The organism is Thalassobaculum sp. (assembly GCF_040219215.1).
Classification (GTDB): Bacteria; Pseudomonadota; Alphaproteobacteria; order Thalassobaculales; family Thalassobaculaceae; genus Thalassobaculum_A.
The window spans coordinates 158,166-178,780 of the sequence record NZ_JAVJSX010000011.1 but is presented as its reverse complement, the minus strand read 5'-3'; the positions used below and the strand labels follow the sequence as shown (position 1 = coordinate 178,780).

At 63.9% G+C, this 20,615-nt stretch carries 27 protein-coding genes; 16 read left to right on the top strand and 11 right to left on the bottom strand.

What is annotated here, in order from left to right:
* Both RIC54_RS10765 and RIC54_RS10760 read left to right on the top strand, forming a co-directional pair.
* Entirely contained in the window at nt 1–432 is a 432-nt protein-coding gene (locus tag RIC54_RS10765; protein ID WP_350096018.1) for a hypothetical protein, read from the top strand.
* Nucleotides 433–533: 101 nt separating this feature from the next.
* The gene (locus RIC54_RS10760) at nt 534–1,499 is read left to right on the top strand and encodes a tetratricopeptide repeat protein (protein WP_350096016.1); all 966 of its coding nucleotides are present in this window, start codon (nt 534–536) and stop codon (nt 1,497–1,499) included.
* Nucleotides 1,500–1,513: 14 nt separating this feature from the next.
* Here the strand turns inward: RIC54_RS10760 and RIC54_RS10755 are convergent, their stop codons facing one another.
* Genes RIC54_RS10755 through RIC54_RS10745 form a run of 3 tightly spaced genes read right to left on the bottom strand, consistent with a single transcriptional unit; the run spans nt 1,514 to nt 3,455 of the window.
* Complete coding sequence (locus RIC54_RS10755) at nt 1,514–1,960, bottom strand: hypothetical protein (protein WP_350096014.1); 447 nt, start codon at nt 1,958–1,960, stop codon at nt 1,514–1,516.
* Nucleotides 1,957–2,301, bottom strand: coding sequence for a rod-binding protein (locus tag RIC54_RS10750; RefSeq protein WP_350096012.1), 345 nt, complete (start codon nt 2,299–2,301; stop codon nt 1,957–1,959). The genes RIC54_RS10755 and RIC54_RS10750 overlap by 4 nt, the downstream gene beginning before the upstream one ends.
* 14 nt (nt 2,302–2,315) lie before the next feature.
* Nucleotides 2,316–3,455: a flagellar basal body P-ring protein FlgI gene (locus RIC54_RS10745; RefSeq protein ID WP_350096010.1), complete on the bottom strand. Its 1,140-nt coding sequence runs from the start codon at nt 3,453–3,455 to the stop codon at nt 2,316–2,318.
* Nucleotides 3,456–3,649: 194 nt separating this feature from the next.
* On the opposite strand from RIC54_RS10745, the gene RIC54_RS10740 reads away from it, so the two are divergent.
* Both RIC54_RS10740 and dksA read left to right on the top strand, forming a co-directional pair.
* Entirely contained in the window at nt 3,650–4,066 is a 417-nt protein-coding gene (locus RIC54_RS10740) for a flagellar assembly protein FliX (protein WP_350096008.1), read from the top strand.
* Nucleotides 4,067–4,197: 131 nt separating this feature from the next.
* Nucleotides 4,198–4,614, top strand: a complete 417-nt coding sequence (dksA, locus tag RIC54_RS10735) for an RNA polymerase-binding protein DksA (protein WP_007672351.1) — start codon at nt 4,198–4,200, stop codon at nt 4,612–4,614.
* A gap of 114 nt (nt 4,615–4,728) precedes the next feature.
* Here the strand turns inward: dksA and flgH are convergent, their stop codons facing one another.
* The 4 genes from flgH to flgF all read right to left on the bottom strand — a co-directional run bounded on the left by flgH (nt 4,729) and on the right by flgF (nt 8,165).
* Nucleotides 4,729–5,484, bottom strand: a complete 756-nt coding sequence (flgH, locus tag RIC54_RS10730) for a flagellar basal body L-ring protein FlgH (RefSeq protein WP_350096005.1) — start codon at nt 5,482–5,484, stop codon at nt 4,729–4,731.
* A gap of 35 nt (nt 5,485–5,519) precedes the next feature.
* Nucleotides 5,520–6,494 (bottom strand): flagellar basal body P-ring formation chaperone FlgA, encoded by a 975-nt coding sequence (gene flgA / locus RIC54_RS10725; protein WP_350096003.1) that lies wholly within the window; start codon nt 6,492–6,494, stop codon nt 5,520–5,522.
* A gap of 40 nt (nt 6,495–6,534) precedes the next feature.
* Nucleotides 6,535–7,320, bottom strand: coding sequence for a flagellar basal-body rod protein FlgG (gene flgG / locus RIC54_RS10720; RefSeq protein ID WP_350096001.1), 786 nt, complete (start codon nt 7,318–7,320; stop codon nt 6,535–6,537).
* 122 nt (nt 7,321–7,442) lie between these two features.
* Complete coding sequence (flgF, locus tag RIC54_RS10715) at nt 7,443–8,165, bottom strand: flagellar basal-body rod protein FlgF (protein WP_350095999.1); 723 nt, start codon at nt 8,163–8,165, stop codon at nt 7,443–7,445.
* 352 nt (nt 8,166–8,517) lie between these two features.
* Between flgF and RIC54_RS10710 the strand changes: the two genes are divergently transcribed.
* From RIC54_RS10710 to RIC54_RS10670, 9 genes are all read left to right on the top strand, one after another.
* Complete coding sequence (locus RIC54_RS10710) at nt 8,518–9,045, top strand: flagellar basal body-associated FliL family protein (protein WP_350095997.1); 528 nt, start codon at nt 8,518–8,520, stop codon at nt 9,043–9,045.
* Between the two features lie 10 nt (nt 9,046–9,055).
* Nucleotides 9,056–10,081, top strand: a complete 1,026-nt coding sequence (gene fliM / locus RIC54_RS10705) for a flagellar motor switch protein FliM (RefSeq protein ID WP_007672343.1) — start codon at nt 9,056–9,058, stop codon at nt 10,079–10,081.
* Between the two features lie 15 nt (nt 10,082–10,096).
* The gene (locus tag RIC54_RS10700) at nt 10,097–10,588 is read left to right on the top strand and encodes a DUF6468 domain-containing protein (protein ID WP_350095995.1); all 492 of its coding nucleotides are present in this window, start codon (nt 10,097–10,099) and stop codon (nt 10,586–10,588) included.
* Nucleotides 10,589–10,886: 298 nt separating this feature from the next.
* On the top strand, nt 10,887–11,444 hold the full coding sequence (locus RIC54_RS10695; protein WP_350095993.1) for a MotE family protein: 558 nt from the start codon (nt 10,887–10,889) through the stop codon (nt 11,442–11,444).
* A gap of 108 nt (nt 11,445–11,552) precedes the next feature.
* Nucleotides 11,553–11,939 carry a chemotaxis response regulator CheY gene (locus RIC54_RS10690; RefSeq protein WP_007672336.1) on the top strand — a complete coding sequence of 129 codons (387 nt, stop codon included), beginning with the start codon at nt 11,553–11,555 and terminating at the stop codon, nt 11,937–11,939.
* A 23-nt stretch (nt 11,940–11,962) separates the two neighbouring features.
* On the top strand, nt 11,963–12,394 hold the full coding sequence (locus tag RIC54_RS10685) for a hypothetical protein (RefSeq protein ID WP_350095991.1): 432 nt from the start codon (nt 11,963–11,965) through the stop codon (nt 12,392–12,394).
* Nucleotides 12,395–12,400: 6 nt separating this feature from the next.
* On the top strand, nt 12,401–13,063 hold the full coding sequence (locus tag RIC54_RS10680; protein ID WP_350095989.1) for a hypothetical protein: 663 nt from the start codon (nt 12,401–12,403) through the stop codon (nt 13,061–13,063).
* A gap of 3 nt (nt 13,064–13,066) precedes the next feature.
* Entirely contained in the window at nt 13,067–13,819 is a 753-nt protein-coding gene (locus tag RIC54_RS10675) for an OmpA/MotB family protein (RefSeq protein ID WP_350095987.1), read from the top strand.
* Nucleotides 13,816–17,400 (top strand): tetratricopeptide repeat protein, encoded by a 3,585-nt coding sequence (locus RIC54_RS10670; RefSeq protein WP_350095985.1) that lies wholly within the window; start codon nt 13,816–13,818, stop codon nt 17,398–17,400. The genes RIC54_RS10675 and RIC54_RS10670 overlap by 4 nt, the downstream gene beginning before the upstream one ends.
* Nucleotides 17,401–17,403: 3 nt before the next feature.
* On the opposite strand, the gene fliP is transcribed toward RIC54_RS10670, so the two are convergent.
* Genes fliP through RIC54_RS10650 form a run of 4 tightly spaced genes read right to left on the bottom strand, consistent with a single transcriptional unit; the run spans nt 17,404 to nt 19,213 of the window.
* Complete coding sequence (gene fliP / locus RIC54_RS10665; RefSeq protein ID WP_502989701.1) at nt 17,404–18,165, bottom strand: flagellar type III secretion system pore protein FliP; 762 nt, start codon at nt 18,163–18,165, stop codon at nt 17,404–17,406.
* Complete coding sequence (locus RIC54_RS10660; RefSeq protein WP_350095983.1) at nt 18,162–18,488, bottom strand: flagellar biosynthetic protein FliO; 327 nt, start codon at nt 18,486–18,488, stop codon at nt 18,162–18,164. Before RIC54_RS10660 ends, fliP begins: the two co-directional genes overlap by 4 nt.
* Nucleotides 18,489–18,542: 54 nt before the next feature.
* A complete protein-coding gene (locus RIC54_RS10655; protein ID WP_350095981.1) occupies nt 18,543–18,887 on the bottom strand; it encodes a hypothetical protein in 345 nt (114 codons plus the stop codon).
* Nucleotides 18,884–19,213 carry an EscU/YscU/HrcU family type III secretion system export apparatus switch protein gene (locus RIC54_RS10650; protein WP_350095979.1) on the bottom strand — a complete coding sequence of 110 codons (330 nt, stop codon included), beginning with the start codon at nt 19,211–19,213 and terminating at the stop codon, nt 18,884–18,886. Before RIC54_RS10650 ends, RIC54_RS10655 begins: the two co-directional genes overlap by 4 nt.
* 158 nt (nt 19,214–19,371) lie before the next feature.
* Between RIC54_RS10650 and flgB the strand changes: the two genes are divergently transcribed.
* The 3 genes from flgB (at nt 19,372) to fliE (ending at nt 20,601) form a co-directional block, all read left to right on the top strand.
* Nucleotides 19,372–19,785, top strand: coding sequence for a flagellar basal body rod protein FlgB (gene flgB / locus RIC54_RS10645; RefSeq protein ID WP_350095977.1), 414 nt, complete (start codon nt 19,372–19,374; stop codon nt 19,783–19,785).
* A gap of 28 nt (nt 19,786–19,813) precedes the next feature.
* Nucleotides 19,814–20,224 (top strand): flagellar basal body rod protein FlgC, encoded by a 411-nt coding sequence (flgC, locus tag RIC54_RS10640; RefSeq protein WP_350095975.1) that lies wholly within the window; start codon nt 19,814–19,816, stop codon nt 20,222–20,224.
* An 80-nt stretch (nt 20,225–20,304) separates the two neighbouring features.
* Entirely contained in the window at nt 20,305–20,601 is a 297-nt protein-coding gene (gene fliE / locus RIC54_RS10635; protein ID WP_350095973.1) for a flagellar hook-basal body complex protein FliE, read from the top strand.
* Nucleotides 20,602–20,615 lie beyond the last annotated feature (14 nt).

The following is a 20,615-nucleotide window of genomic DNA, read 5'->3' as shown; positions in this document are numbered from 1 at the left end:
ATGGAAATTGATGCGCGATTTCCAGGGGTCCAGGTCAACCAGACAAGTGACGGTCGCGACGGACAGAATTCGACCCCGCCGCCGGCGCTGGTTGAATCGGACGCCAATTTTTTCATCAGCCCGGTGCTGCGATTTGATTCGCGGTCACTGACCGTAATTTTCCAGGTTCGGGACAGTCTGTCCGGGGACGTCGTACGGCAGTTTCCGTCTGAGGCGGTGATTGCGCGCTACCGTCAGGATCCGACTGCCAAACCGTTCGTGCTGCCTTCCAGCCGTGATGCTGGCACTGGCGATGTTTCCGATGTGCAGATCGGTGGGCCGGTGGCCGCAGCATCTCGAGAAGATGCCGCGGTTGAACGCCCGCAAGCCGGGACGGTCGAAGGGGCATCCGTTGACCCGACCAGGACCGCGCCGGTTGACTTGGTCGCCTGACGCTGCTGCGATCAGCCTGTGCTGAAGGTGATTCACAGGGCCGCTCTAGATGTGGTATGGTCCAGAGGTGATGTATCAATAAATAGCAGGGATAGCGTTTCATGAATCTTGCCGATCCACTTCATCATTTGTTGGTATCGGCAATCCGCCATCAGGAAGCTGATGAGATCGATGAAGCGCGGGACCTGTATGTCGAGATCTTGGAGAAGAATCCGCGCCACGAGCAAGCGCTCCATCTGGGTGGATTGCTTTGCTTGCAGCATGGCGAGTTCGGCGGTGCTCGAACGCTCCTAGAGACCGCGATCGACGTTAACCCCAACAACCCGGCCTATTCGAATCACCTTGGCGTCGTCTCACTCCGCGAGAACGATTTGGACGGGGCGCTCGAGCTGTTCCGTCGCGCGACCGGCATGGACCCGACGTATTCCGAGGCGTACTTCAATCTCGGCATCGCGTTGCGCGGTGTCGATGATCTTGAAGGCGCAGCCGAGGCTATCTCGAGGGCCCTGGAGAACGATCCTGATAACGACCGGATCCTGGTTTGGGCCGGCGTTCTTGCACACGAACGGGGCGATCAGCATGCGGCGGCGGAGCTGCTCATGCGCGCGGTCGAGTTGAATCCGACGAACGCCGAGGCGTTGCACCAGCTTGGCGACATCTTCGTTGCACTGAACTCGCTGCCCGACGCAGAGCGCTGCTATCGTACGGCAATCGACGTCAATCCGAAGGTTGCGGGCTTCCACGGCAAGCTCGGCTCGGTCCTGACTCAGTTGCACAGGCTGGACGAAGCCCACCGGTCGTTCGAAGTGGCGCTGTCGATCAACCCCGACGATGCGGCGCTGCTGGGCGGTGTCGCGCTGGTCTATCTTGAGCAGGGTGAAATTGACAAGGCGCGGGCCCATGCCGAACGGGCGTTATCGATCGATAATGACAGCGTCGACGGTCACTATTCGATGGCGATGGTGCATCGGGTGACCGGCGATCTGCAGGGGGCTCGGGTGGAGGCGGCTCGGGTCCGCGAACTGGCGCCGGATAACGCCCGCTATCTCGACGGCCTGGATATCTAGGGCCGTATTCCCGATCAGAGCGTACGGTTGTAACCTGCTGCACCGGCGCCGCTGGTGCCGTATGCGGCGTACCCGCGGACCGGCTTGCCCGGCCGTACATCGGGGCCGGTTACACCGCGCGCCTTTTTGACGCCTGAGATGACCATCTTGACGACCCGGTCGGTGGCGTCATGGGCTGACTTCAGGGCGATCATGTTCTCCGACAACGTCTCCCGGAAGGCCGCATAAAGCTTTCGGAGGTCGGTCCGTTCCTCATCGCTCAGAGCATCCAGTGCCGCGAGATTCTTCCTGAGGCGGGTCTGGTGGTCGTGATAGCCCTTGGCGATCTGCGCTTTCCGGCGCTGGACGTCCTCAAGCTTGGTGAACTGGCGACCTTGAATCAGTTCGATCTCGTGCCGCATGACGGCGGTGAGCTGCGCCATAGACTCGACGAACAGCTGGATCAGATCGCGCGGGTTCATGACTTCACCTCCTGAAGCTGAAGCAACTGACGTTCGACGATATCGGCGACACCAATGCCGCCGCGCTTGGCGATGACCTCGCTGACTTCCTCGACGTAGAAGTCGCGCCATGTGCTCTCCGCCTGGCCACCACCGAACATCCCATCGGTCTTCACGCCCTTGAACATGTGACCGAGCATCTGGGCGATAAACTGGCTTTCGAACTTCTCGGCAGCCTTGCGGACGGCGGACTGGTCGCCCGCGGCGGCAGCGGCGTTGAGGGTGTCACGCTGACGTTGAGCGGCGCCCTGGGTGCGGGCGAAGTCGAGCTCAGCGACGTCGGGAAGGGAGGATACGTTCATCGTGCGTCTCCTGCTCAGAGCACTTCGAGTTCGGCTTGCAGCGCGCCGGCGGCCTTGATCGCCTGCAGGATCGAGATCATGTCGCGCGGGCCGACGCCCAGGGCGTTCAGGCCGTTGACCAGTTCCTGCAGTGTGACCTGGCGTGGCAGGACAGTAAGCTTCTTGTCCTTGTCGTCGTCGATCTCGATCTGTGTGCGCGGCACCGTGACGGTCTCGCCGGTCTGCGCGAACGGCTGCGGCTGGCTGACCTGCGGCGTTTCCGTGATGCGAATGGTCAGGTTCCCCTGGGCAATCGCCACGGTGTTGATGCGGACGTTCTCGCCCATCACGATGACGCCGGTCTGCTCGTCGATCACCACCTTGGCAATCGTGTCGGGAGTGACGCGCAGCTGCTCGACGTCGGTGATCAATGCGACGGCGTTGTTGCGGTACGCATCCGGCACCAGCATCCGAACCGTACCGGAGTCGGTCGACTGGGCAATCGGCCCGCCGATGAAGGCATTGATGGCCTGGGCGATGCGGCGGGAGGTCGTAAAATCGGGATTGCGCAGGGCGATGCGCACCGTTTCCATCTGGTTCAACGCGAAGCTGACCTCGCGCTCGACGATCGCGCCGTTGGAGATCCGTCCCCCGGTCGTGACGCCGCGCGACACGCTTGCGGCGGCACCCTGGGCCGAGAAGCCGCTGACCGCGACCGGACCCTGGGCCACGGCGTAGACCTCGCCGTCAGCGCCGATCAGCGGGGTGACCAGCAACTGGCCGCCGAGCAGGCTGTCGGCGTCGCCGATCGCCGACACGGTGATGTCGATCCGGGTTCCCTGGGTGGCGAACGGCGGCAGGATGGCGGTGACCATCACCGCAGCAACGTTCTTGGTGTCCAGGTCGTTGTCGCGCGCGTTGACGCCGAGCCGCTCCAGCATGCCGACCAGGCTCTCTCGGGTGAAGATCGCACTGCCGATGTCATCCCCGGTGCCCTTCAGGCCGACAACCAGTCCGTATCCGATCAGAAGGTTCTCGCGAACCCCCTCGAAGTCGACGATGTCCTTGATACGGGTTTGCGCCGCCGCACCGCCGACACCCACGGCAAGAATGACCCACAAGACTGTCACGAAGGTTGCGAACCGTTGCATCCAGCGTCCCGTTGTCATGATCATCGTCCCCGCGATCGGTCGGTGTTGCCGGGTGTTCCCGGTCTCGCCATCTTTTATGCTAGAAGCGTGCCACCTTGCTTGCCGCCGCCTGTAGTTGAGGGTGGCGTCGAAACCCGCGACGACGCATGGTACAATATGATTATGCGAATCCGAGTTGAGCGAAGTTCACGTCTGTTCGACCGAGGTTGCCCATCGCCATGAAGGTCGAATCATCCAAAGCGGCTGGAATCTCCGGCGTTCGTCGAGGTGGAAAGACCGGCAAGGCCGGCTCGTCCGATTTCTCGAAGCTGCTGGATGAAACCGCTGAAACCGGCGATGCGGCCGGCGTCTCCGGTGTGCGGGCGGTCGATTCGGTGTTCGCGGCCCAGGAGGTTGGCGACCGCGAAGGCAGCGCGCGCCGGGCACGGGAACACGCCGACCTGATGCTCGACAGGCTGGACGATATTCGTCACGGCCTGTTGATGGGAGCCATCCCGCGCGACCGTTTGCAGGAGCTGGCCACCACTGTTCGCCGGCAGCGCGAGTCGTTCGACGACCCTCGGGTGGTCGAGATTCTCGACGAGATCGAACTTAGAGCTCGGGTCGAGCTTGCGAAACTCGAACGAAGCGTGTAACCCGTCGCGCGGCGCGGAACTCCAAGGGTTTCATCCTGTTGATGCGGTCTAGGTCGCTTCAAGCATTCCGCGCCCGTTCGGTGACGGGCCCTCTGCCACCGAATGCCGTCGAGCCCGCGTGGAGGAAGGGGATGAGCGTGACCCTGCCGCCGGACTATATGCCGTCGGACGAAGAAGAGTTCATGAACCCGCAACAGCTGGAGTACTTCCGGCAGAAACTGCTCCGTTGGAAGGCCGAGTTGGTGCGCGATGCCAACGAAACCTTGAGCAATCTCACCGAACAGAACTTGCAGCAACCCGACATGGCAGATCGTGCCTCGCTCGAGACCGAGCACTCGATCGAACTCCGGACCCGGGACCGCGAACGCAAGCTGATCAGCAAGATCAACTCTGCCTTGAAGCGAATCGAAGACGGTACCTACGGGTATTGTGAAGAAACCGACGAGCCGATTGGTTTGAAGCGACTGGAAGCCCGACCCATCGCCACGCTGAGCCTGGAGGCACAGGAGCGGCACGAGAAGATGGAACGGACCCACCGCGACGACTGATACCGTTCTTCGGAACCGGCTTGAAACTAGGAAGGCCGCCCTTGTCCAGGGCGGCCTTTTGTTTTGGGTCTCAAGCGGTGTCGGAAACCGGGCGGCGACACCTGCGGCCGGTCGTCAGAACGGCATGATCACATCCAGGACCTGGGAGCCAAAGCGCGGCTGCTGGACGTCGGTGAGCTGGCCGCGGCCACCATACGAGATCCGGGCTTCCGCCATCTGGTCGTAGCTGATGGTGTTGGACGACGTGATGTCGGCCGCCCGGATCACGCCGCCGACCACGACCTCGCGCACTTCGAAGTTCACGCGCACTTCTTGCCGGCCATAGACGACCATATTGCCGTTCGGCAATTTTTGCGTAATCACGCCGGCGACCCGCAGATTGATCTCTTCCTCGCGATCCACCTTTCCGGCGCCGACGTTGCTGGTCGACGATCCCAGGTCGAGGAAATTGCCGCCGGTTACCGCTTCCGGGAACACGCTGGTCAGGCTGCCTTCATACCCGAACAGGCCGTTCAGCTGGGCGGCATCGGTGTTCTGGCGCGTGCGCGTGGTCGTGTTGTCGACCGCCGCCTTGTCGGCGATCGTCACGACCACCGTGATGATGTCGCCGATGTCGCTGGCGCGCTGATCCTTGAAGAACGCCCGGCTGCCTTCCTGCCACAGCGAGTTGGCCTGGCGGGTCGCCACGACCGGGGCCGGCATCGGCATCGAGACCGGCTGGTACCCGGCGCCGCGCGTCGGATCCTCGATCCGGGACATCTCGGGAGCCTGTCCGATGTTGGCGAGCCGATCGACCGCGCTGCAGCCGGAGAGCGCGGCGGCGACCGTAATGGTGGCGAGGAGCGGGAGGGCGGTGGTGCGGGCGATCATTTCTGGATCCTCCGAGTGCGCGTTGTGCGCGAGCGTCAGTTGATGGATGCGACCTGCGAGCCGGTGATCGTGACGGTGCCCGCCCCGGTCACGCGGGCCTCAAGGACTTTTCGGCTATGGTTGTTGCGAACCCGGATGATGTCGCCGACAGCCCCTTTTTCCGTGGCTTCGGCGCGGGCGGTGAGGGTCATCGTTCCGCTGTTCAGGACGATGGTGACCAAATCGCCCTTGTCGATCACGAAGTTCGGACGGATGTCGGTCAGTCGGATCGGCTGCCCGCCGACAATCGGCCGGCGAGGGGTCCGACCCAGCAGGTCTTCCAAGCGGGTAACCGAGTTCATGCTGGCGCGCCGGGATTCGACGCGGAGCCACTGGATGTCGTTCTCGGTGATCACTTCGCCGGGCATGGCGTGACTGCGCAGCACCGGTACGCTCAGCATCGGTTCGACGCGGCCGCTGACGACCACCGGGGTGGCCTGGCTGCCCGGGACGCTGATGGTGGCGTCGAAACGGTTCGAGCGAGGATCGTAGGCAAGGTTCCGGACCAGGACGTCGGGAACAGTGCCGGTCGCCACAAAGAGCGGAAGATCGCGATTGAAGATCTCGACGTCGAAGTCGTCGCCCCGACGCTGCGGTTCGATGACCCGCGCCAGCGCGTCCCGGATGAGTTCGATTGGCACCGGGGCGCTGTCACGGACCACTTCGGAGTAGACCTTCATGTCGCGCGGACGCCACTGAAGACCGAAGGATTTGGCGTAGTGGAACAGCTCCCGGACACCGAATACATGGCGGCCGCCGGGCTGCGGGGCGTCGGCGATCCGGCCGTCGTTGGCGGGCGGAACGTTCGCGAACAGGTCGGACAACCGGATGCCGTCGCCGCCGACGATCACCCGCTGCTTCAGGATCAACGGCAGGGCGTCGCCAGTGGCCGTTGCGGCCTGGGCGGCGCCGGAGCCGAGCAGGACGGCGGCGAGTGCGACGGAGGTGATCGTGCGGGCGGTGCGGTTCATCGGATGTCTCCCTGGTTCGAAGAGGCGGCGTCAGCCGACCTCACCGGACGTTGTTGACCGTCGACATCATCTGGTCGGACGTCTCGATGATCTTCGAGTTCAGTTCGTAGGCGCGCTGTGCGGTGATCAGGTTGGTGATCTCGTGGACCGGGTCGACGTTCGACGATTCCACGAAGCCCTGCTGCAGGCGCCCAAATCCCGTGGCGCCCGGCACGCCGGTGGTGGCGGCACCCGAGGCCGCGGTCTCCAGCAGCAGGTTCTGCCCGATGTTCTCAAGGCCGGCATCGTTCTGGAAGATTGCCAGCTGAAGCTGGCCGACGTTCTGCTCCTGGACCTGGCCATCGATCTGGGCGAACACCTGACCGGACTCGTTGATCGTCACGGAGAGGGTATCGGCGGGTATCGTGATCCCCGGCTGCACGGTGTAGCCGTCCGGGGTGACCAGGGTTCCGTCCTGGTTGGTCTGGAACGAGCCGGCGCGGGTGTAGGCGGTTTCGCCGCTCGGCAGTTCGACCTGGAAATACCCCTGACCAAGGATCGCGAGGTCGAACTTGTTGTCGGTCAGGGTAAGCGCGCCCTGCTCGTTGATCCGGTAGGTGGCGGCGGTCTTCACGCCGACGCCGATCTGGATGCCGGAAGGGACAATGGTGCCGGCGTCGGAAGAGTTGGTGCCGACCCGCCGCAGGTCCTGGTAGAGCAGATCCTGGAACTCGGCGCGCTGCCGCTTGTAGCCGGTGGTGTTCATGTTCGCGATGTTGTTCGAGATGACCTCGACGTTGAACTGCTGGGCAGCCATACCCGTCGAGGCGATGTTCAAGGACTGCATCGTGATCTCCCTTCACCGGCGCGGCGCGCCTGTATCCGTATTCCGTGCCGGGCCTGGGCCCTGGCCGATCCCCGATCGGGACTATTCGCCTGGTTTCAATGCACGTGCCGTGCCATCCGTGCTCAGCGCACGGGTCGGGCCAATCGTTGAATGATGGTGTCCTGCCGCTTGTCTTCGCGATCGAGCAGGGTTTTGACGGCCTCGTACGCGCGGTGGACTTCGATCATCGCGGTCATCTCGCCGATGGCATTGACGTTCGAGGTCTCGATCATGCCCTGGTTCACCTCGCTTTCCTGAGCCGGCTCCGCGACCTGATCGGTCTCGAAAAGGCTGTCACGAACCTTTTGCAGGATGCGGTTGTCGGCAAACTCGACAATGCCAAGACGACCGATCAGCTGATCGCCAAGCCGGATGACGCCATCCTTGCTTACCGTCAGGTCGGCTCCACCGCGTGGGATCAGGATGGGATTGCCTTGCGTGTCCAGGATCGGATTGCCGTCCTGGGTGACCAGCCGGTTCCGCTCATCAAGCGTAAAGGTGCCGTTGCGCGTGTACTTCGTGCCGCTGCCGTCATCGACCTGGAAGTAGCCGGGGCCGTTGATCCCCATATCGAAAGTGTTATGGGTGACCTTGAGGTTGCCCTGGTGCTGGTCGGTTGCCGTGCCCTGGTCGATCACGAAGTCCATGGTCTGTGCGAACGGAGCTTTCTGGACATAGGTCTGGTAGATCATCACCTCTCGCTTGAACGCGGTGGTGTTCGCATTCGCGACGTTGTTCGCAACGACCGACATCTGTCGACGCAGCGCTGACTGGCGGGAAAGGGCGATGTAGACCGGGTTATCCATGGCGCACTCCGTACTCTCGTATGCGTCTGTTGATGGCCAAACGGCGTTCGCCAAGGTCAATGCAGGTCGCGTGCCAAGTGCGCTGGACGGGCGCGGTCGGGCTGACGCCTTGAGGAGCGGGCCCGCTGCCGGGCTCGGCAGAAATTTCCGCGGCAGCCCGTTTCAGGGTCCGGAAGACGGTGTCGGCCGTGCCCGGCCGGGGGACGGGGAGGGCGCTTCAATGCCTCCTGGTGTGGCGTGCTTTCGGTTCGGCCGGCGATCCGGTAAGATTCACCGAGTCGGCACTTACCTTGCAGGAGGTGACCCGATGGCGCGGGACCGCATCTGCGCCGGGCAGTGAACGGAGACAGGAATGGCTGACGAGGCACTCGACGACATCGAAGATGTTGGCGGGGAACCCGACAAGAAGAAGCTCAGCGGCAAGCGCCTGATTGTGTTCGCCGCGATTCTTGTGCTTGTGCTCGTCGGCGGCGGTGTCGGTGCTGCGTTCATGCTTGGATTGTTCAGCAGCCCTCCGCCGCCTCCGACTGAGGAGGCAGGTGCCGCGCCGGCGCCGGTTGCGCCTGTGCAGCAGCGGGCGTTCTTCTTCGAGGTTCCCGATCTGATCGTGAACCTGAACACCAGCGGCCGGAAGTCGACGTTCCTGAAGATCAAGATCGCGCTGGAACTTGAGGGGCCGCAGGACGTTGACCGGATTAACGAGGTCCTGCCGAGAATCTTCGACAACTTCCAGGTCTATCTTCGGGAGCTGCGTGTCGATGATCTGAATGGATCGGCGGGGATGTACCGGCTGCGCGAGGAACTGCTGCGCCGGGTGAACATCGCGGCGCGGCCGATCAAGGTACGAGACGTGCTGTTCAAGGAAATGCTGGTTCAGTAAGGCGGCGGACATGGCGACCAATGACGATCTTGCGGCCGAATGGGAGTCGATGTCGGATGACGACGGCGAGGAAGTCGGTGCCGCCCGTGTCCTAAATCAGGACGAGATCGACAGTCTTCTCGGCTTTGACGAGGCCGGCGACGGCGACGGCGACACGTCGGGCATCCACGCGATCGTCAACTCGGCACTGGTCTCCTACGAACGCCTGCCGATGCTTGAGGTGGTGTTCGACCGTCTGGTCCGCATGATGTCGACCAGCCTGCGGAACTTCACCTCGGACAACGTCGAAGTCTCGCTCGACAACATCACGTCGATCCGGTTCGGCGACTATCTGAACTCGATTCCGCTGCCGGCGATGCTGTCGGTGTTCAAGGCCGAGGAATGGGACAATTTCGGCCTTCTGGTGGTTGATTCAGCGCTGATCTACTCGATTGTCGACGTGCTGCTGGGCGGACGGCGTGGAACGGCCGCGATGCGCATCGAAGGCCGGCCCTACACCACGATCGAGCGCAACCTTGTGGAGCGCATGGTGACGGTCGTGCTGAGCGATCTGTCGGCGGCGTTCGATCCGCTGAGCCCGGTGACCTTCCGTTTTGACCGTCTTGAGACCAACCCACGCTTTGCGACCATCGCCCGGCCGGCCAACGCGGCGGTTCTGGCGCGGCTGCGCATCGACATGGAAGACCGTGGCGGCCGGCTCGAACTGATGCTGCCCTACGCAACCCTGGAGCCGGTCCGTGAGCTGCTCCTGCAGATGTTCATGGGCGAGAAGTTCGGCCGTGACTCCATCTGGGAAACGCACCTGGCCAACGAGCTGTGGAACACCGACGTCGAGCTGGACGCGGTGCTGGACGAGATCGTGATGCCATTGCACGACGTGCTTAACCTGAAGCCGGGCAGCCGGATCCTGCTGAACGCAATGCCGAACTCGACGATCGATATGCGGTGCGGGAATGTGTCGTTGTTCAGCGGTAAGATGGGTCGGAAGAACGGCAGCATCGCGGTGCGCATCAGCAACCGATTGCGCAAGATGTGACGGAGAGGTCGCCGGATGAACTATGAGCTGGCACTCGACCTGCTGCTGATCGTGCTGTTGCTCGCCACTATCATCTACGTCGCGTTGCTGCAGCGTCGGCTGTCATCGCTGCGTGCGGACCGGGAGGCCGTCGATACCGTGGTCGACCGGATGAACGAGGCGACGCGCCGTGCCGAGGCCAGCCTGAAGGGCATCCGGCAGACGGCGGAGCAGGCCCGGGCGACGCTGGACGATCCGATGACACGCGCACAGGCATTGCGCGACGAGTTGTCGTTTCTGGTTCAACGTGCCGACGCCGCCGGCGAACGGGTCGCCAACGGGTTGTCCTCCTCCGGGGGCAGCGCCCCTGCAGCGGCAGCGCCGCGTCCCCGCCCGGCCGCGAAGGGCGGGAAGGCTTCGACCGAACGAGCAGCCGGTGGTGGCGATCGACGGAGCGAAGAGCCGGCGGATGACGTACGATCGCAGGCCGAACGCGACCTGATGGATGCCTTGAGGAACGTGCGCTGACATGACCTATGACCGTCGAGGACGCCCTGCGCCGAAAGCCGTTGCCGCTGGATCGGAGGATCGGGGTGCGTCGCCTTCTGCTGTGCCAAACCCGGCGGCGACGCCGAACGCTGCGCGTATGGCGCGTGGCCGGCCCGCCAAGCAGACGTCGGCTGCCGCGATCGCGAAGCCGTCGGATCGGCGCCCCCGGTTTGTTCCGCGACTGCTCCCGCTGACGGTCCTGGCGGCTGCTCTGGTGCTGTCGGTAAAGGTTGGAACGGTTTGGGAGCACCGGGCGGAGGTTCCATCGATCTTCACTATGAAGATGGCCGTAACAGTCGGGGCCCCGGCCGCTGCGAGAGCAGGGAAGGACGCGACCGACGTTCAGCTTGCCGCGTCAGACGGAAGTGCGGCGCCGAAGCCGGCTGCCGATTCGAGCGATGGTAGGGTCGATCCGTTCGCCCTTGGCAAATCGCAGATCGAGTTGCTGCAGAGCCTGTCGGAGCGTCGCAAGGAGCTCGACGCTCGTGAACGGGCGATTGAGCAGCGCGAAGGGCTTCTTGCGGCGGCGGAGCACCGGATTGAATCCAAGATCGGCGAGCTCAAGGCGGTGAAGGTCGAGATCGAAGGACTGATCAAGAAGTACGACGAGCAGGAAGAGCAGCAGATTGCCGGTCTGGTGAAGATTTATGAGACGATGAAGCCCAAGGATGCGGCTAGAATCTTCAACGAGCTTGATATAGACGTGCTCCTCGAGGTGTTCGAGCGGATGAAGGCGTCAAAGACGGCTCCCGTTCTCGCCGACATGGATCCGCTCAGGGCAAAGGAAATCACCCTGCGGATTGCTGAGCGTAAGAAAATGCCTGACCTGAATTGACGACCTGACGCTGTTTACCTGCAGTTAACCGGCGTCGCGTAGCGTTGTGAAGAATACGGACGAGGACGGGACAAGCCTCGCTGACGGGCTCGATGGAGGATTTCGCCAATGACGGTCGACAAGAATATGGCGGTGCTAATCGTCGACGACTACAAGACGATGTTGCGGATTATCCGCAACCTGCTGCGCCAGATCGGCTTCAACAATGTCGACGAGGCGTCGGATGGGGCGACCGCTCTGCAGAAGCTTCGGCGTGACAATTTCGGGCTGGTCATCTCCGACTGGAACATGGAACCGATGACCGGCCTTCAGCTTCTGAAAGAGGTTCGGTCGGACGAAAAGCTGCGTGGCACGCCGTTCATCATGGTGACTGCTGAAAGCAAGACCGAGAATGTCATCGCGGCCAAGAAAGCCGGCGTGAACAACTACATTGTCAAACCATTCAATGCTGCTACGTTGAAGACCAAGATATCGGCCGTACTTGGCGATTTCTAAGCAGCGAGGTTATGGAGTGTGTCATGACGGTCGACGCCACCGCCAGCACCTCCGAGCGTGCGCGCGCCGAGCTCGAGGCGATCGACACGGAACTGCAGTCGGCGTTTGACCGGATTCTGGGCGCTGCCGAGCGGGTGGCCGTTGCGGCGGAGGTGCTCGGGACCGAGCATGCAGCGAGCATTCAAGCCGCTCTGACCGACATCTTCGAGGCGTCCAGCGTCCGCGACATCGCCGGTCAGCGCCTGACCGCCGTGCGCGAGGCGGTTGACCATTTGGCCGACGGCGGGACGGGGACCCAATCCAGACCCGAAAGAAAACGTGACAAATCCTCGAAAGTAGAGGAAAAATACGGTCACGGGTCGGCTTCGGAGAGCGGTTTGCTCAATGGTCCCCAGTTGCCCGGTGCAGCCAGGACCCAGACGGAGGTCGACGCGCTGTTCGACAAACTCGACTAGGCGCGCATGTCCTTGTCCCGGCCAACGATGCGGGAACCCGGCAAGGGGGCCAGTCAGCCCCTGTTCCTCAGCTTGTTTCTGCTTCTTTTGGCGTTCTTCATTCTGCTGAATGCACTGTCGACGATCGAGCCCGGCCGAAGCAATCGGGTGCTGGAGAGCGTTCAGCGTGCGTTTCCGTCGGCGTACCGCGCCGAACTGGGCGAGGGGGTTCTGGCGGGTGATCCCGGGCAGGTCATCGGCGAGAACGCCCGCGCCCGGATAGGGGCGATCTTCAGCCAAGTGTTGCCAGTCGCGCAGGTGACGGTCGAACCGCACGGCAACCCGATCTACGTCCAGGCGCCGACGATGCGCGTGTATGCGCCGCAAGCTGGAGGGCTCACGCCGGCCGGTCGGATGTTGGCCGAACGCCTGGCGCCACTGCTGGCTTCGCCGCCGGCCGGCTCGGTTCTGGAGCTGGAGGTCCTGTTCTCTGCGAGCGCCGATGATCGGGGGACATCGCGGGACGCCCGCTCCCGCTCGGTTTCCGATATGGTGGAATCGATGGTCGGAGCCGGGATCGAGCCATCGTTGATGGCCGCAGGGCTTGAACCCGGACAGTCCGACACGGTGCGGTTTGTGTTCCGGACGCGGCCGGCCGCCGAGGCCGGTCTGTCGATCGGAGGGCAGTAAGTCATGCCGCTGGCCCGCATCCGCTCCACGGTGGCCGCGCATGAGCGTGCGCTGGGCCGGCGGGCTGGGCGCAAATACGGTGGCGGGCCGAGCTGGCTGGTGACGCTGGTCGACCTGGTGTCGTTGATGCTGGCGTTCTTTGTCATGCGTTTCGCGATGACATCGATCGATTCGCCGCGCTTCGACGAAGCGGCGGCATCGATATCGCTGGCTCTTGGGATGACGGTGTCGGTTGCCGGCGATGCGCCGCCGCAGCCGCTGGGGATCGAGACGGAGCACCGCGGGGCCGGGTTTCGACTCAGCTACCTCGAGCCGCTGCTGACGGCCAAGCTCTCGGGTGACCCGGTGTTGCGGACCGCCCGGATTGCCCGTGTGGGCGATCGGTTGATCATAACCTTGCCGTCGGACCTGTTGTTCGAGACTGGTCAGGCGGGTCTGGCTCCGGCCGCCCGGTCGGCGGTGGCCGAGCTCGCAACCGCGTTGGTCAATCTGCCGAACCGTATTGACGTGGTCGGGCATGCCGATCCGCGCCCCATTCCGGCCGGCGCGCCGTTCGGTACGAATCGAGCGCTGTCCCTGGCGCGGGCCGACGCGGTGGCGGTCGCTCTGGTTGACGCGGGACTGCCGCGCATGCCAACCGTTGAAGGCATGGGAGACAGCCGGTTCTACACAATCGCGCCCACGGCTCCGATGGAGCGTCGGTATGCTTTGGCGCGCCGGGTCGATGTCGTCGTGTTTCCGGAACGCGCGCGATGAGCGGCCGGGCAACGATCCGATCCGCATTGCGTCGCGCGCTTTCGGCCGTGTTGATCTCGGCATTGATCTGGAGCGTGCCGGCGGCGGCAGAGCCGGTTGGCGTGATCGGGGCGGCTGAAGACGGGCTGGATCGGTTGATCTTCGCTTGGCCCGGGCCTGTGGAGTATTCGGCGGAGCGCTTCGGCGACACCCTGATGATCCGTTTCACCCGGCCGATTGAGGGACCGGTCGCCGAGGCGGCTTCTGGGCTGAGCCGTTTCGTGCGCAGCGCCAGGATCGGCTCGGACGGTCGCAGCGTGATTGTCGAGTTGACCGGCAACCACCGGATGCGTACGGACCGCAATGGTAACCAGGTGGTCGTCGACCTGATGGCCCGCGGCACCGACCCGGTCGTTGCGGCCCCAGTACCTGCCCCAGCACCTCCAGCTTCGCCGCCACCGCCGGCTACGCCTGCTGCGGCTCAGTCGGTACCGCCGGCCGCTTCGGCGGCGGCTTCTCAGGCATCGGCAAGCACCCAGGGATCTCCCGAACTCGGCGTACGGATCGGGCGCCACCCGGACTACGACCGGATCGTGTTTGACTGGAACGCGCCGGTGGAGTTCACGGTCACTCCAGGTGCGGGCGAGGCGCGCGTGCAGTTCTCGCGCCCGGCACGGATCGACGACGCCGAGGTTCGACGGGACCTGCCGGAGGCGTTGCGCGGATTCGCATCGCAGACGACAGGCGACGGCACGGTCGCCACCATTCCCGTACCGACAGGTCGATCGGTCGACGCCTTCCGGTCCGGATCCAAGGTGGTGGTGGACGTGCGGCGCGACGGCAAGGGGCAGGCCGTTGCCAAGGCGTCTCCCGCCGCAACGCCCGCGCAACCGCTGCCGCCAGCGAGCGCGAATCCGGCGCCGGCCACAACGAACGCGCCATCAGCGACCGCAAAGCCAGACCCTGCGGCAAAGGTTCCACCGGCCACGGCGCCGGCTCCACGAACCGCCGCGACCCCACCGGCTCCAGCACCGCTCAGCGCTCCTACGCCGCGGATTGCCGATACGGCGCCGCTGCCGCCTGCCCGTGCGCCGGGTGCCGCTGGGGCGTCCTCGTCCGAGCCAGCGGCTACGGCGCCGGCTGCCGACCCACCGCCGCAGCCAGGTGGCGTCGTAAGTTTTGCCCGCGCAGGAACCGGTACGATATCCGGACCGCCGCTTCCGGTAGTGGCGTCGATCGCCAACGAGGCGTTGTCGATCCGGTTCGAGTGGCCGGACCCGGTGGCGGCTGTGGTGTTCCCGCGCGCCGGGTATGTCTGGGTCGCATTCGACCGGGAGGCGACGCTCGACTTTTCGCCGATGACCGGGGTCAACAACCAGATCGCTGGCCAGCCGGAACAGATCCCGGTCGATATCGGCTCCGCCCTGCGGATACCGGTCGTCGAAGGGGTGAATCCCCGCGTGTGGCGTGACGGCAATACCTGGGTGCTCGACCTGCAGCCGCAAGCATCGCGCCCCGACGTACCGCTGCGCGTCGATGCGCAGATGGTCAGCCCCCAAGGGCCCCGCCTGTTCATATCAATTGAAGGGGTGGGCAGGCCGATCGTGGCGCTCGACCCGGAGGTTGGCGATGGGCTGTTCATGATTCCGATCACCACGCTGTCACGGGGCATTGACGGCGACCGCACGTATCCCGAACTGACGATCCTGGCCTCGGTGCAGGGCGTGGTGGTTCGCCCGCGTCTTGACGGCGTCGAAGTGCGGGTACTGCCGGATGGCGTCGCGCTGACGACGGAAGGCGGCCTGCTCCTGTCGGGCCCGGCGCCGCGCACCGGCAGCGAGGCGTTCTCCGGCCGTGGTTTCGCCGGAATGCCAGCCGGCCTGCCCCCTGGCCGAATCTTCGACATGAGCAACTGGCGCCTCGGTGACGCCGCTGCGTTCCAGGAACAACGTCAGGCGCTTCAACTTCGGATCTCCGAGGCGACCAGCATTTCGCGCAGCGGGCCCCGGCTCGAACTGGCGCAGTTCTATTTCGCCCGTGGCCTCGCGGCCGAGGCCATCGGGCTGCTGCGCACAATCGAGCAGTCCGATGAAGACCTGGCCAAGCGTCCCGACGTGAAGGCGCTGCGTGGCGCATCGGATTTCATGCTGGGGCGCTACGCCGAGGCATCGGCCGGTCTGGCGGATCCGAATCTGAACGGCTTCTCCGAAGCGGAACTTTGGCGTGGGGCGTCGGCTGCCGCGCAGGGCCTGTGGAACGAGGCGGTCGAGCATTTTGCGCGCGCCGGCGAAATTCCCGGCGGCTACCCGAGGAACTACACGACGGAACTGGCGTTGCTGGCCGCGGAGGCGGCGATCCGGGCCGGTGACTATCGCGGTGCCGGTTCGTTTCTGGACGTGATCGCCGAAGGTGCGCCGACGCCGGCTGAGAAGGCCCGGATCGACTTCCTGCGCGCCCGGGTGCTGATGGCCTCGGGGGATGAGGAGACGGCACTGGAAATCTGGCGCGTCCTCGCCGATGGCGAAGACCGCTGGGCACGGGTCCGGTCCGAGCGGGCCTTGATCGAGGACGCGCTGGCGAAGAACAAGATATCGACGCAGGAAGCGGCCGACCGGCTCGATCTGCTTCGCTATGCGTGGCGCGGTGATCGTCTCGAGTTCGAATTGCTTCGGGAGCTCGGCAAGCTTCGCCTCGGCGAGAACGATTACGAACAAGGCCTCGATGCGCTGCGGCAAGCGGTGACGTTCTTTCCGAACAACCCCGAAACCCGCGAGGCGGCACAGGACCTCACGAAGACGTTCAGCGACATCTTCACCCAGGGGGCGGTCGAGGGAATGACGCCCCTGCAGGCGCTGGCGCTCTATGATGAGTTCCGCGAGCTGACGCCGGTCGGTCAGGCCGGCGACAAGATCATCGAGGGGCTGGCCGATCGATTGGTGCGGGTCGACCTGCTGGACCGGGCCGCGCGGTTGTTGGATCGTCAGGTCAAGTTCCGGCTCCAAGGAGTCGAGAAAGCCCGGGTAGGCGCCCGGTTGGCGGTTATTCACCTGCTTGATCGTCAACCGGATTCAGCCATCAAGGCACTCGACGAGAGTGTTGCGCCGGGGTTGAGCGAAAGCCTGGCCCAGGAGCGCCGCCGCCTGCGTTCGCGTGCGATCTTCGAATTGGGCGACGCCCAGGGCGCGCTCAAGCTTCTTGAGGGCGATTCATCGCGGGAAGCCGACTTCCTGCTGGCCGATATCCATTGGCGCACCCAGAACTGGGTCGAAGCGGCAAAAGTCTTCCGCAAGCTGGTGGGCAATGCCGGCCTGGATGGCTCTCGGATCAAACCGGACGCGGCCCAGTTCATCCTGAACTGGGCGGTATCGCTTTCGTTAAGCGAGAATGCCGAGGGTTTGAACCGGCTGCGGCAGCTCTATTCTTCGCAGATGGACAACACGCCCTACCGGGAAGCGTTCCGTCTCATCACCAACAGCACCACCGGCCAGCCCGATGACTTCATGCGGCTGACCGAGCGCTTCGAGGAGATCGGTCAGTTTCAGGCGTTCCTGTCCAGCTACCGCGACAAGCTGAAGGAAGGCACGCTGAGCGCGACCAATTGACGGTCAGCCAGATCCGACGCCGAAGCTTCGCACCAGGCTCCCGGCGATCATGTACCAGCCGTCGACCAGAACGAAAAAGATCAGCTTGAACGGCAGCGAGATCATCACCGGCGGGACCATCATCATGCCCATGGACATCAGCACCGAGGCGATGACCATGTCTATGATTACGAACGGCAGGTAGAGCAGGAAGCCGATCTCGAACGCCCGGCGCAATTCGCTGATCATGAAGGCGGGGATCAGCACCTGCAGCGGGGCGTTCAGACCGGTTTCCGCCGGGCCGACCTGGGCCATATCCTCGAACAGCCGCAGATCCTTCTCGCGGACCGTGCGCAGCATGAAGCCGCGAAACGGTTGAACGACCGCATCAAACGCCTCGACCTCGTCGATCCGCTCCTCGATCAGCGGCTGCACGCCGTTGGTCCAAGCTTCATTCAAGGTCGGGGTCATGATGAAGCCGGTCAAGAACAGCGCCAGGCTGATCATCACCAGGTTCGGCGGCGATTGCTGGGTCCCGAGCGCGGTTCGCAGCAGGCCCAGGACGATGATGATCCGGGTGAATGACGTCACCATCACCAGGATGCCTGGAGCCAGCGACAGCAGGGTGACCGTCAGGACCAGTTGGATCAACCGCGCCGTGGTCGAGCCACCTTGCTCGCCCAGGTCGAGAGTCAGCGACTGGGCGAGAGCCGGGCTGCCCCAAAGGATGCCCGCGCACAGGACAAGGACCGCCGCGGCCGTAAACAGACTGGAACGTAGCGTCACGGCTCCGCCTCATGGTCATCGGTGTCGGCGAGGGTGCGGTCGAACGACAACTGCTCACGGATTCCGGTCTCGACGACCAAGCTGCGGTCCGGGCCGATCAGAATCAGGTGCTCGACGTCATCGCGACGGACCAGCACCAACCGATGGCGGCCGTCCACGGCCCGAGCCTCGACCACCGACAATCGGGTGCCCGGTCCGCCACGCCCGACACCAAAGCCGAATCGACGCGAACCGTAGCGGTGTGCCAGCGCATAGAATACCCCTATCAGCCCGAGAACAAAGGCGAGAGAGGCGGCGAACTGGGAGTACTCCAGAATACTCATCCAGCAATTGTCCGCGTGCCGGCCGGCTGTGCCAAGCCCGTCTGTACCATACCTTCAGAAACCCCGACGACGGCGTGCCGTGGCGCTGCCATACGCGGCCGCCGCACGCCGTGGATCAGTCTTGGTGTTGCGTGCCATGTCGTCGGCGCTCGGAGCGGCGGCGCGCAGCCGCTGCGCCGCTGCATCGAACGCCTGGACCAGCCGGGCCAGCGTGTCGGTCATGCCCCGGGCCTCGGCAGGGGGCAGCGCCTCGGCCGTTGCGCATAGTTGTACGACTCGGCGATCCAACTCGGCGCGGTCTCGCGGGCCGGTGATCGATCCCGGAACTCCCAGCTGGCCGATAGCCGCTTCAAGCTCGTCGGCTTCGTCGAGCAGCTTCTGCAGGGCTGCGCTGGTCACGGATTGTCTCCAACAGTCTGGTCGCCGGTCTGCAGCGTGCCGTTGATGCGATAGACGTAGGTGAGGATCTCGGCCACCGCGGCGAATGCCTGCACCGGGATCTCGCAGTCGACATCGACCACCTCGAGGATCTGGGCGAGGTCTGGGTCCTTGCGAACCTTCACGTCGTTGTCGAAGGCCAGGCGGAGAATCTGCTCGGCCAGCGCTCCATAGCCCTTGGCCACGACGGTCGGAGCCTGATCCGACCCGATGTCGTGGCTCAGCGCGATCGCGACCTGCCGGTCGCGGTTCGGTGGTCGGTTTCGGGTTGAACGATCACGATCCATGAGGTCGGGCTCCAGTTCCCGATTCACTATAACCGGAGGCGGAGGCAAGCGCATCGTCAAGCGCACCGGATGTTGGCACGGACGTTGCTTCTATCTGAGCCGAGACCACTGACGGCGTTCCGACGCTGCTCCGGGATCGACGAAGGAAGGGTAGGCCGATGGATCTCGCGGATATGACACTGTTCAAGATGGCCCGACAGAAGATGTCGTGGCTTGGCCAGCGCCAGACGGTCCTCGCGCAGAACATCGCGAACGCCAATACCCCGAACTATCGTTCGAAGGAACTGCAGGCCCTGGACTTCGACTCGGCGCTCCGGGAACACAAGCCGGTCCAGATGCAGGCGACCAACAAGCTTCATCTCTCCGGAACCGTGACGCCGAAGGAGCACCGCGAGGAGAAGGTTCGGCTGAAGGACGTCTATGAAGTCAATCCGGACGGAAACTCGGTCATCATGGAAGAGCAGTTGATGAAGGTTTCCGAGACCCAGATGCAGTACCAACTCGCTGCCGGCGTCTATCAGAAGAACATGAAGATGTTCCGTCTTGCGCTCGGCAATCCGAACCAGAACTAAGCCTTAGTACGCGATCAGGAGACGTGTCATGGACCTGACTAACGCGATCAAGATCTCCGCTTCCGGCATGCGCGCCCAGGGAACCCGGCTGCGCGTCGTTGCGGAAAACGTCGCCAACGCGGAATCGCTGGGCAATACCCCCGCCGACGATCCGTACCGGCGCAAGACCATCACGTTCGAGAATGAGATCAATCGAAAGCTGAATGCCGACATGGTGCGGGTTTCCAAGATCGGACGCGACCAGGGCGATTTCAGGATCGTCTACGAGCCGCACCACCCGCTGGCCGATGAGAAGGGCTACATCAAGATGCCGAACGTCAACACGCTGATCGAAATGACCGATATGCGCGAGGCCGAACGCAGTTACGAGGCCAATGTCAGCGTGATCGAGTCGTCGAAGTCGTTGATCGAGCGGACCTTGGAGCTGCTGAGGGCGTGATTGCCGACGGGTGGCGGCCGGTGGGGCTTGCTTTCGGCGACGCGCGCGATTTGTTAAAGTGAAGGCGAGGAGGACGCATCATGGTCCAGAACATCGGCGGCCCGGTACCACCGGTAGCCGGGCTCGGCGTCAACACGGCCAGTGGCCCGACAGCCGGCAGCAAGGATTTCGCCAACTATGTGCGCGATGCCGCCTCTGAAGCCATCGCCTCCTTGCACCGTGGCGAGGACGTGTCGAAGGAGGGGATCGCCGGCAAGGCGGATCTGACCGATGTTGTCGCGGCGGTCAATGATGCCGAGTTGACCTTGCAGACCGTGACGACACTGCGGGATAAGCTTGTCTCGGCGTACCAGGAGATCCTGCGCATTCCGATCTGATTGCGCTGTGCATT

Coding starts and splice junctions, on each gene's coding strand:
- RIC54_RS10695 (WP_350095993.1), top strand. CDS start 10,887: ATGAAGATGGCCGTAACAGTCGGGGCCCCGGCCGCTGCGAGAGCAGGG.
- RIC54_RS10760 (WP_350096016.1), top strand. CDS start 534: ATGAATCTTGCCGATCCACTTCATCATTTGTTGGTATCGGCAATCCGC.
- flgG (WP_350096001.1), bottom strand. CDS start 7,320: ATGCAGTCCTTGAACATCGCCTCGACGGGTATGGCTGCCCAGCAGTTC.
- RIC54_RS10675 (WP_350095987.1), top strand. CDS start 13,067: ATGCCGCTGGCCCGCATCCGCTCCACGGTGGCCGCGCATGAGCGTGCG.
- flgB (WP_350095977.1), top strand. CDS start 19,372: ATGGATCTCGCGGATATGACACTGTTCAAGATGGCCCGACAGAAGATG.
- fliE (WP_350095973.1), top strand. CDS start 20,305: ATGGTCCAGAACATCGGCGGCCCGGTACCACCGGTAGCCGGGCTCGGC.
- RIC54_RS10745 (WP_350096010.1), bottom strand. CDS start 3,455: ATGATCATGACAACGGGACGCTGGATGCAACGGTTCGCAACCTTCGTG.
- RIC54_RS10685 (WP_350095991.1), top strand. CDS start 11,963: ATGACGGTCGACGCCACCGCCAGCACCTCCGAGCGTGCGCGCGCCGAG.
- fliM (WP_007672343.1), top strand. CDS start 9,056: ATGGCGACCAATGACGATCTTGCGGCCGAATGGGAGTCGATGTCGGAT.
- RIC54_RS10755 (WP_350096014.1), bottom strand. CDS start 1,960: ATGAACCCGCGCGATCTGATCCAGCTGTTCGTCGAGTCTATGGCGCAG.
- RIC54_RS10680 (WP_350095989.1), top strand. CDS start 12,401: ATGTCCTTGTCCCGGCCAACGATGCGGGAACCCGGCAAGGGGGCCAGT.
- RIC54_RS10700 (WP_350095995.1), top strand. CDS start 10,097: ATGAACTATGAGCTGGCACTCGACCTGCTGCTGATCGTGCTGTTGCTC.
- RIC54_RS10670 (WP_350095985.1), top strand. CDS start 13,816: ATGAGCGGCCGGGCAACGATCCGATCCGCATTGCGTCGCGCGCTTTCG.
- flgF (WP_350095999.1), bottom strand. CDS start 8,165: ATGGATAACCCGGTCTACATCGCCCTTTCCCGCCAGTCAGCGCTGCGT.
- RIC54_RS10750 (WP_350096012.1), bottom strand. CDS start 2,301: ATGAACGTATCCTCCCTTCCCGACGTCGCTGAGCTCGACTTCGCCCGC.
- flgH (WP_350096005.1), bottom strand. CDS start 5,484: ATGATCGCCCGCACCACCGCCCTCCCGCTCCTCGCCACCATTACGGTC.
- RIC54_RS10710 (WP_350095997.1), top strand. CDS start 8,518: ATGGCTGACGAGGCACTCGACGACATCGAAGATGTTGGCGGGGAACCC.
- RIC54_RS10650 (WP_350095979.1), bottom strand. CDS start 19,213: ATGGATCGTGATCGTTCAACCCGAAACCGACCACCGAACCGCGACCGG.
- RIC54_RS10660 (WP_350095983.1), bottom strand. CDS start 18,488: ATGAGTATTCTGGAGTACTCCCAGTTCGCCGCCTCTCTCGCCTTTGTT.
- RIC54_RS10740 (WP_350096008.1), top strand. CDS start 3,650: ATGAAGGTCGAATCATCCAAAGCGGCTGGAATCTCCGGCGTTCGTCGA.
- RIC54_RS10690 (WP_007672336.1), top strand. CDS start 11,553: ATGACGGTCGACAAGAATATGGCGGTGCTAATCGTCGACGACTACAAG.
- RIC54_RS10765 (WP_350096018.1), top strand. CDS start 1: ATGGAAATTGATGCGCGATTTCCAGGGGTCCAGGTCAACCAGACAAGT.
- dksA (WP_007672351.1), top strand. CDS start 4,198: ATGAGCGTGACCCTGCCGCCGGACTATATGCCGTCGGACGAAGAAGAG.
- flgA (WP_350096003.1), bottom strand. CDS start 6,494: ATGAACCGCACCGCCCGCACGATCACCTCCGTCGCACTCGCCGCCGTC.
- flgC (WP_350095975.1), top strand. CDS start 19,814: ATGGACCTGACTAACGCGATCAAGATCTCCGCTTCCGGCATGCGCGCC.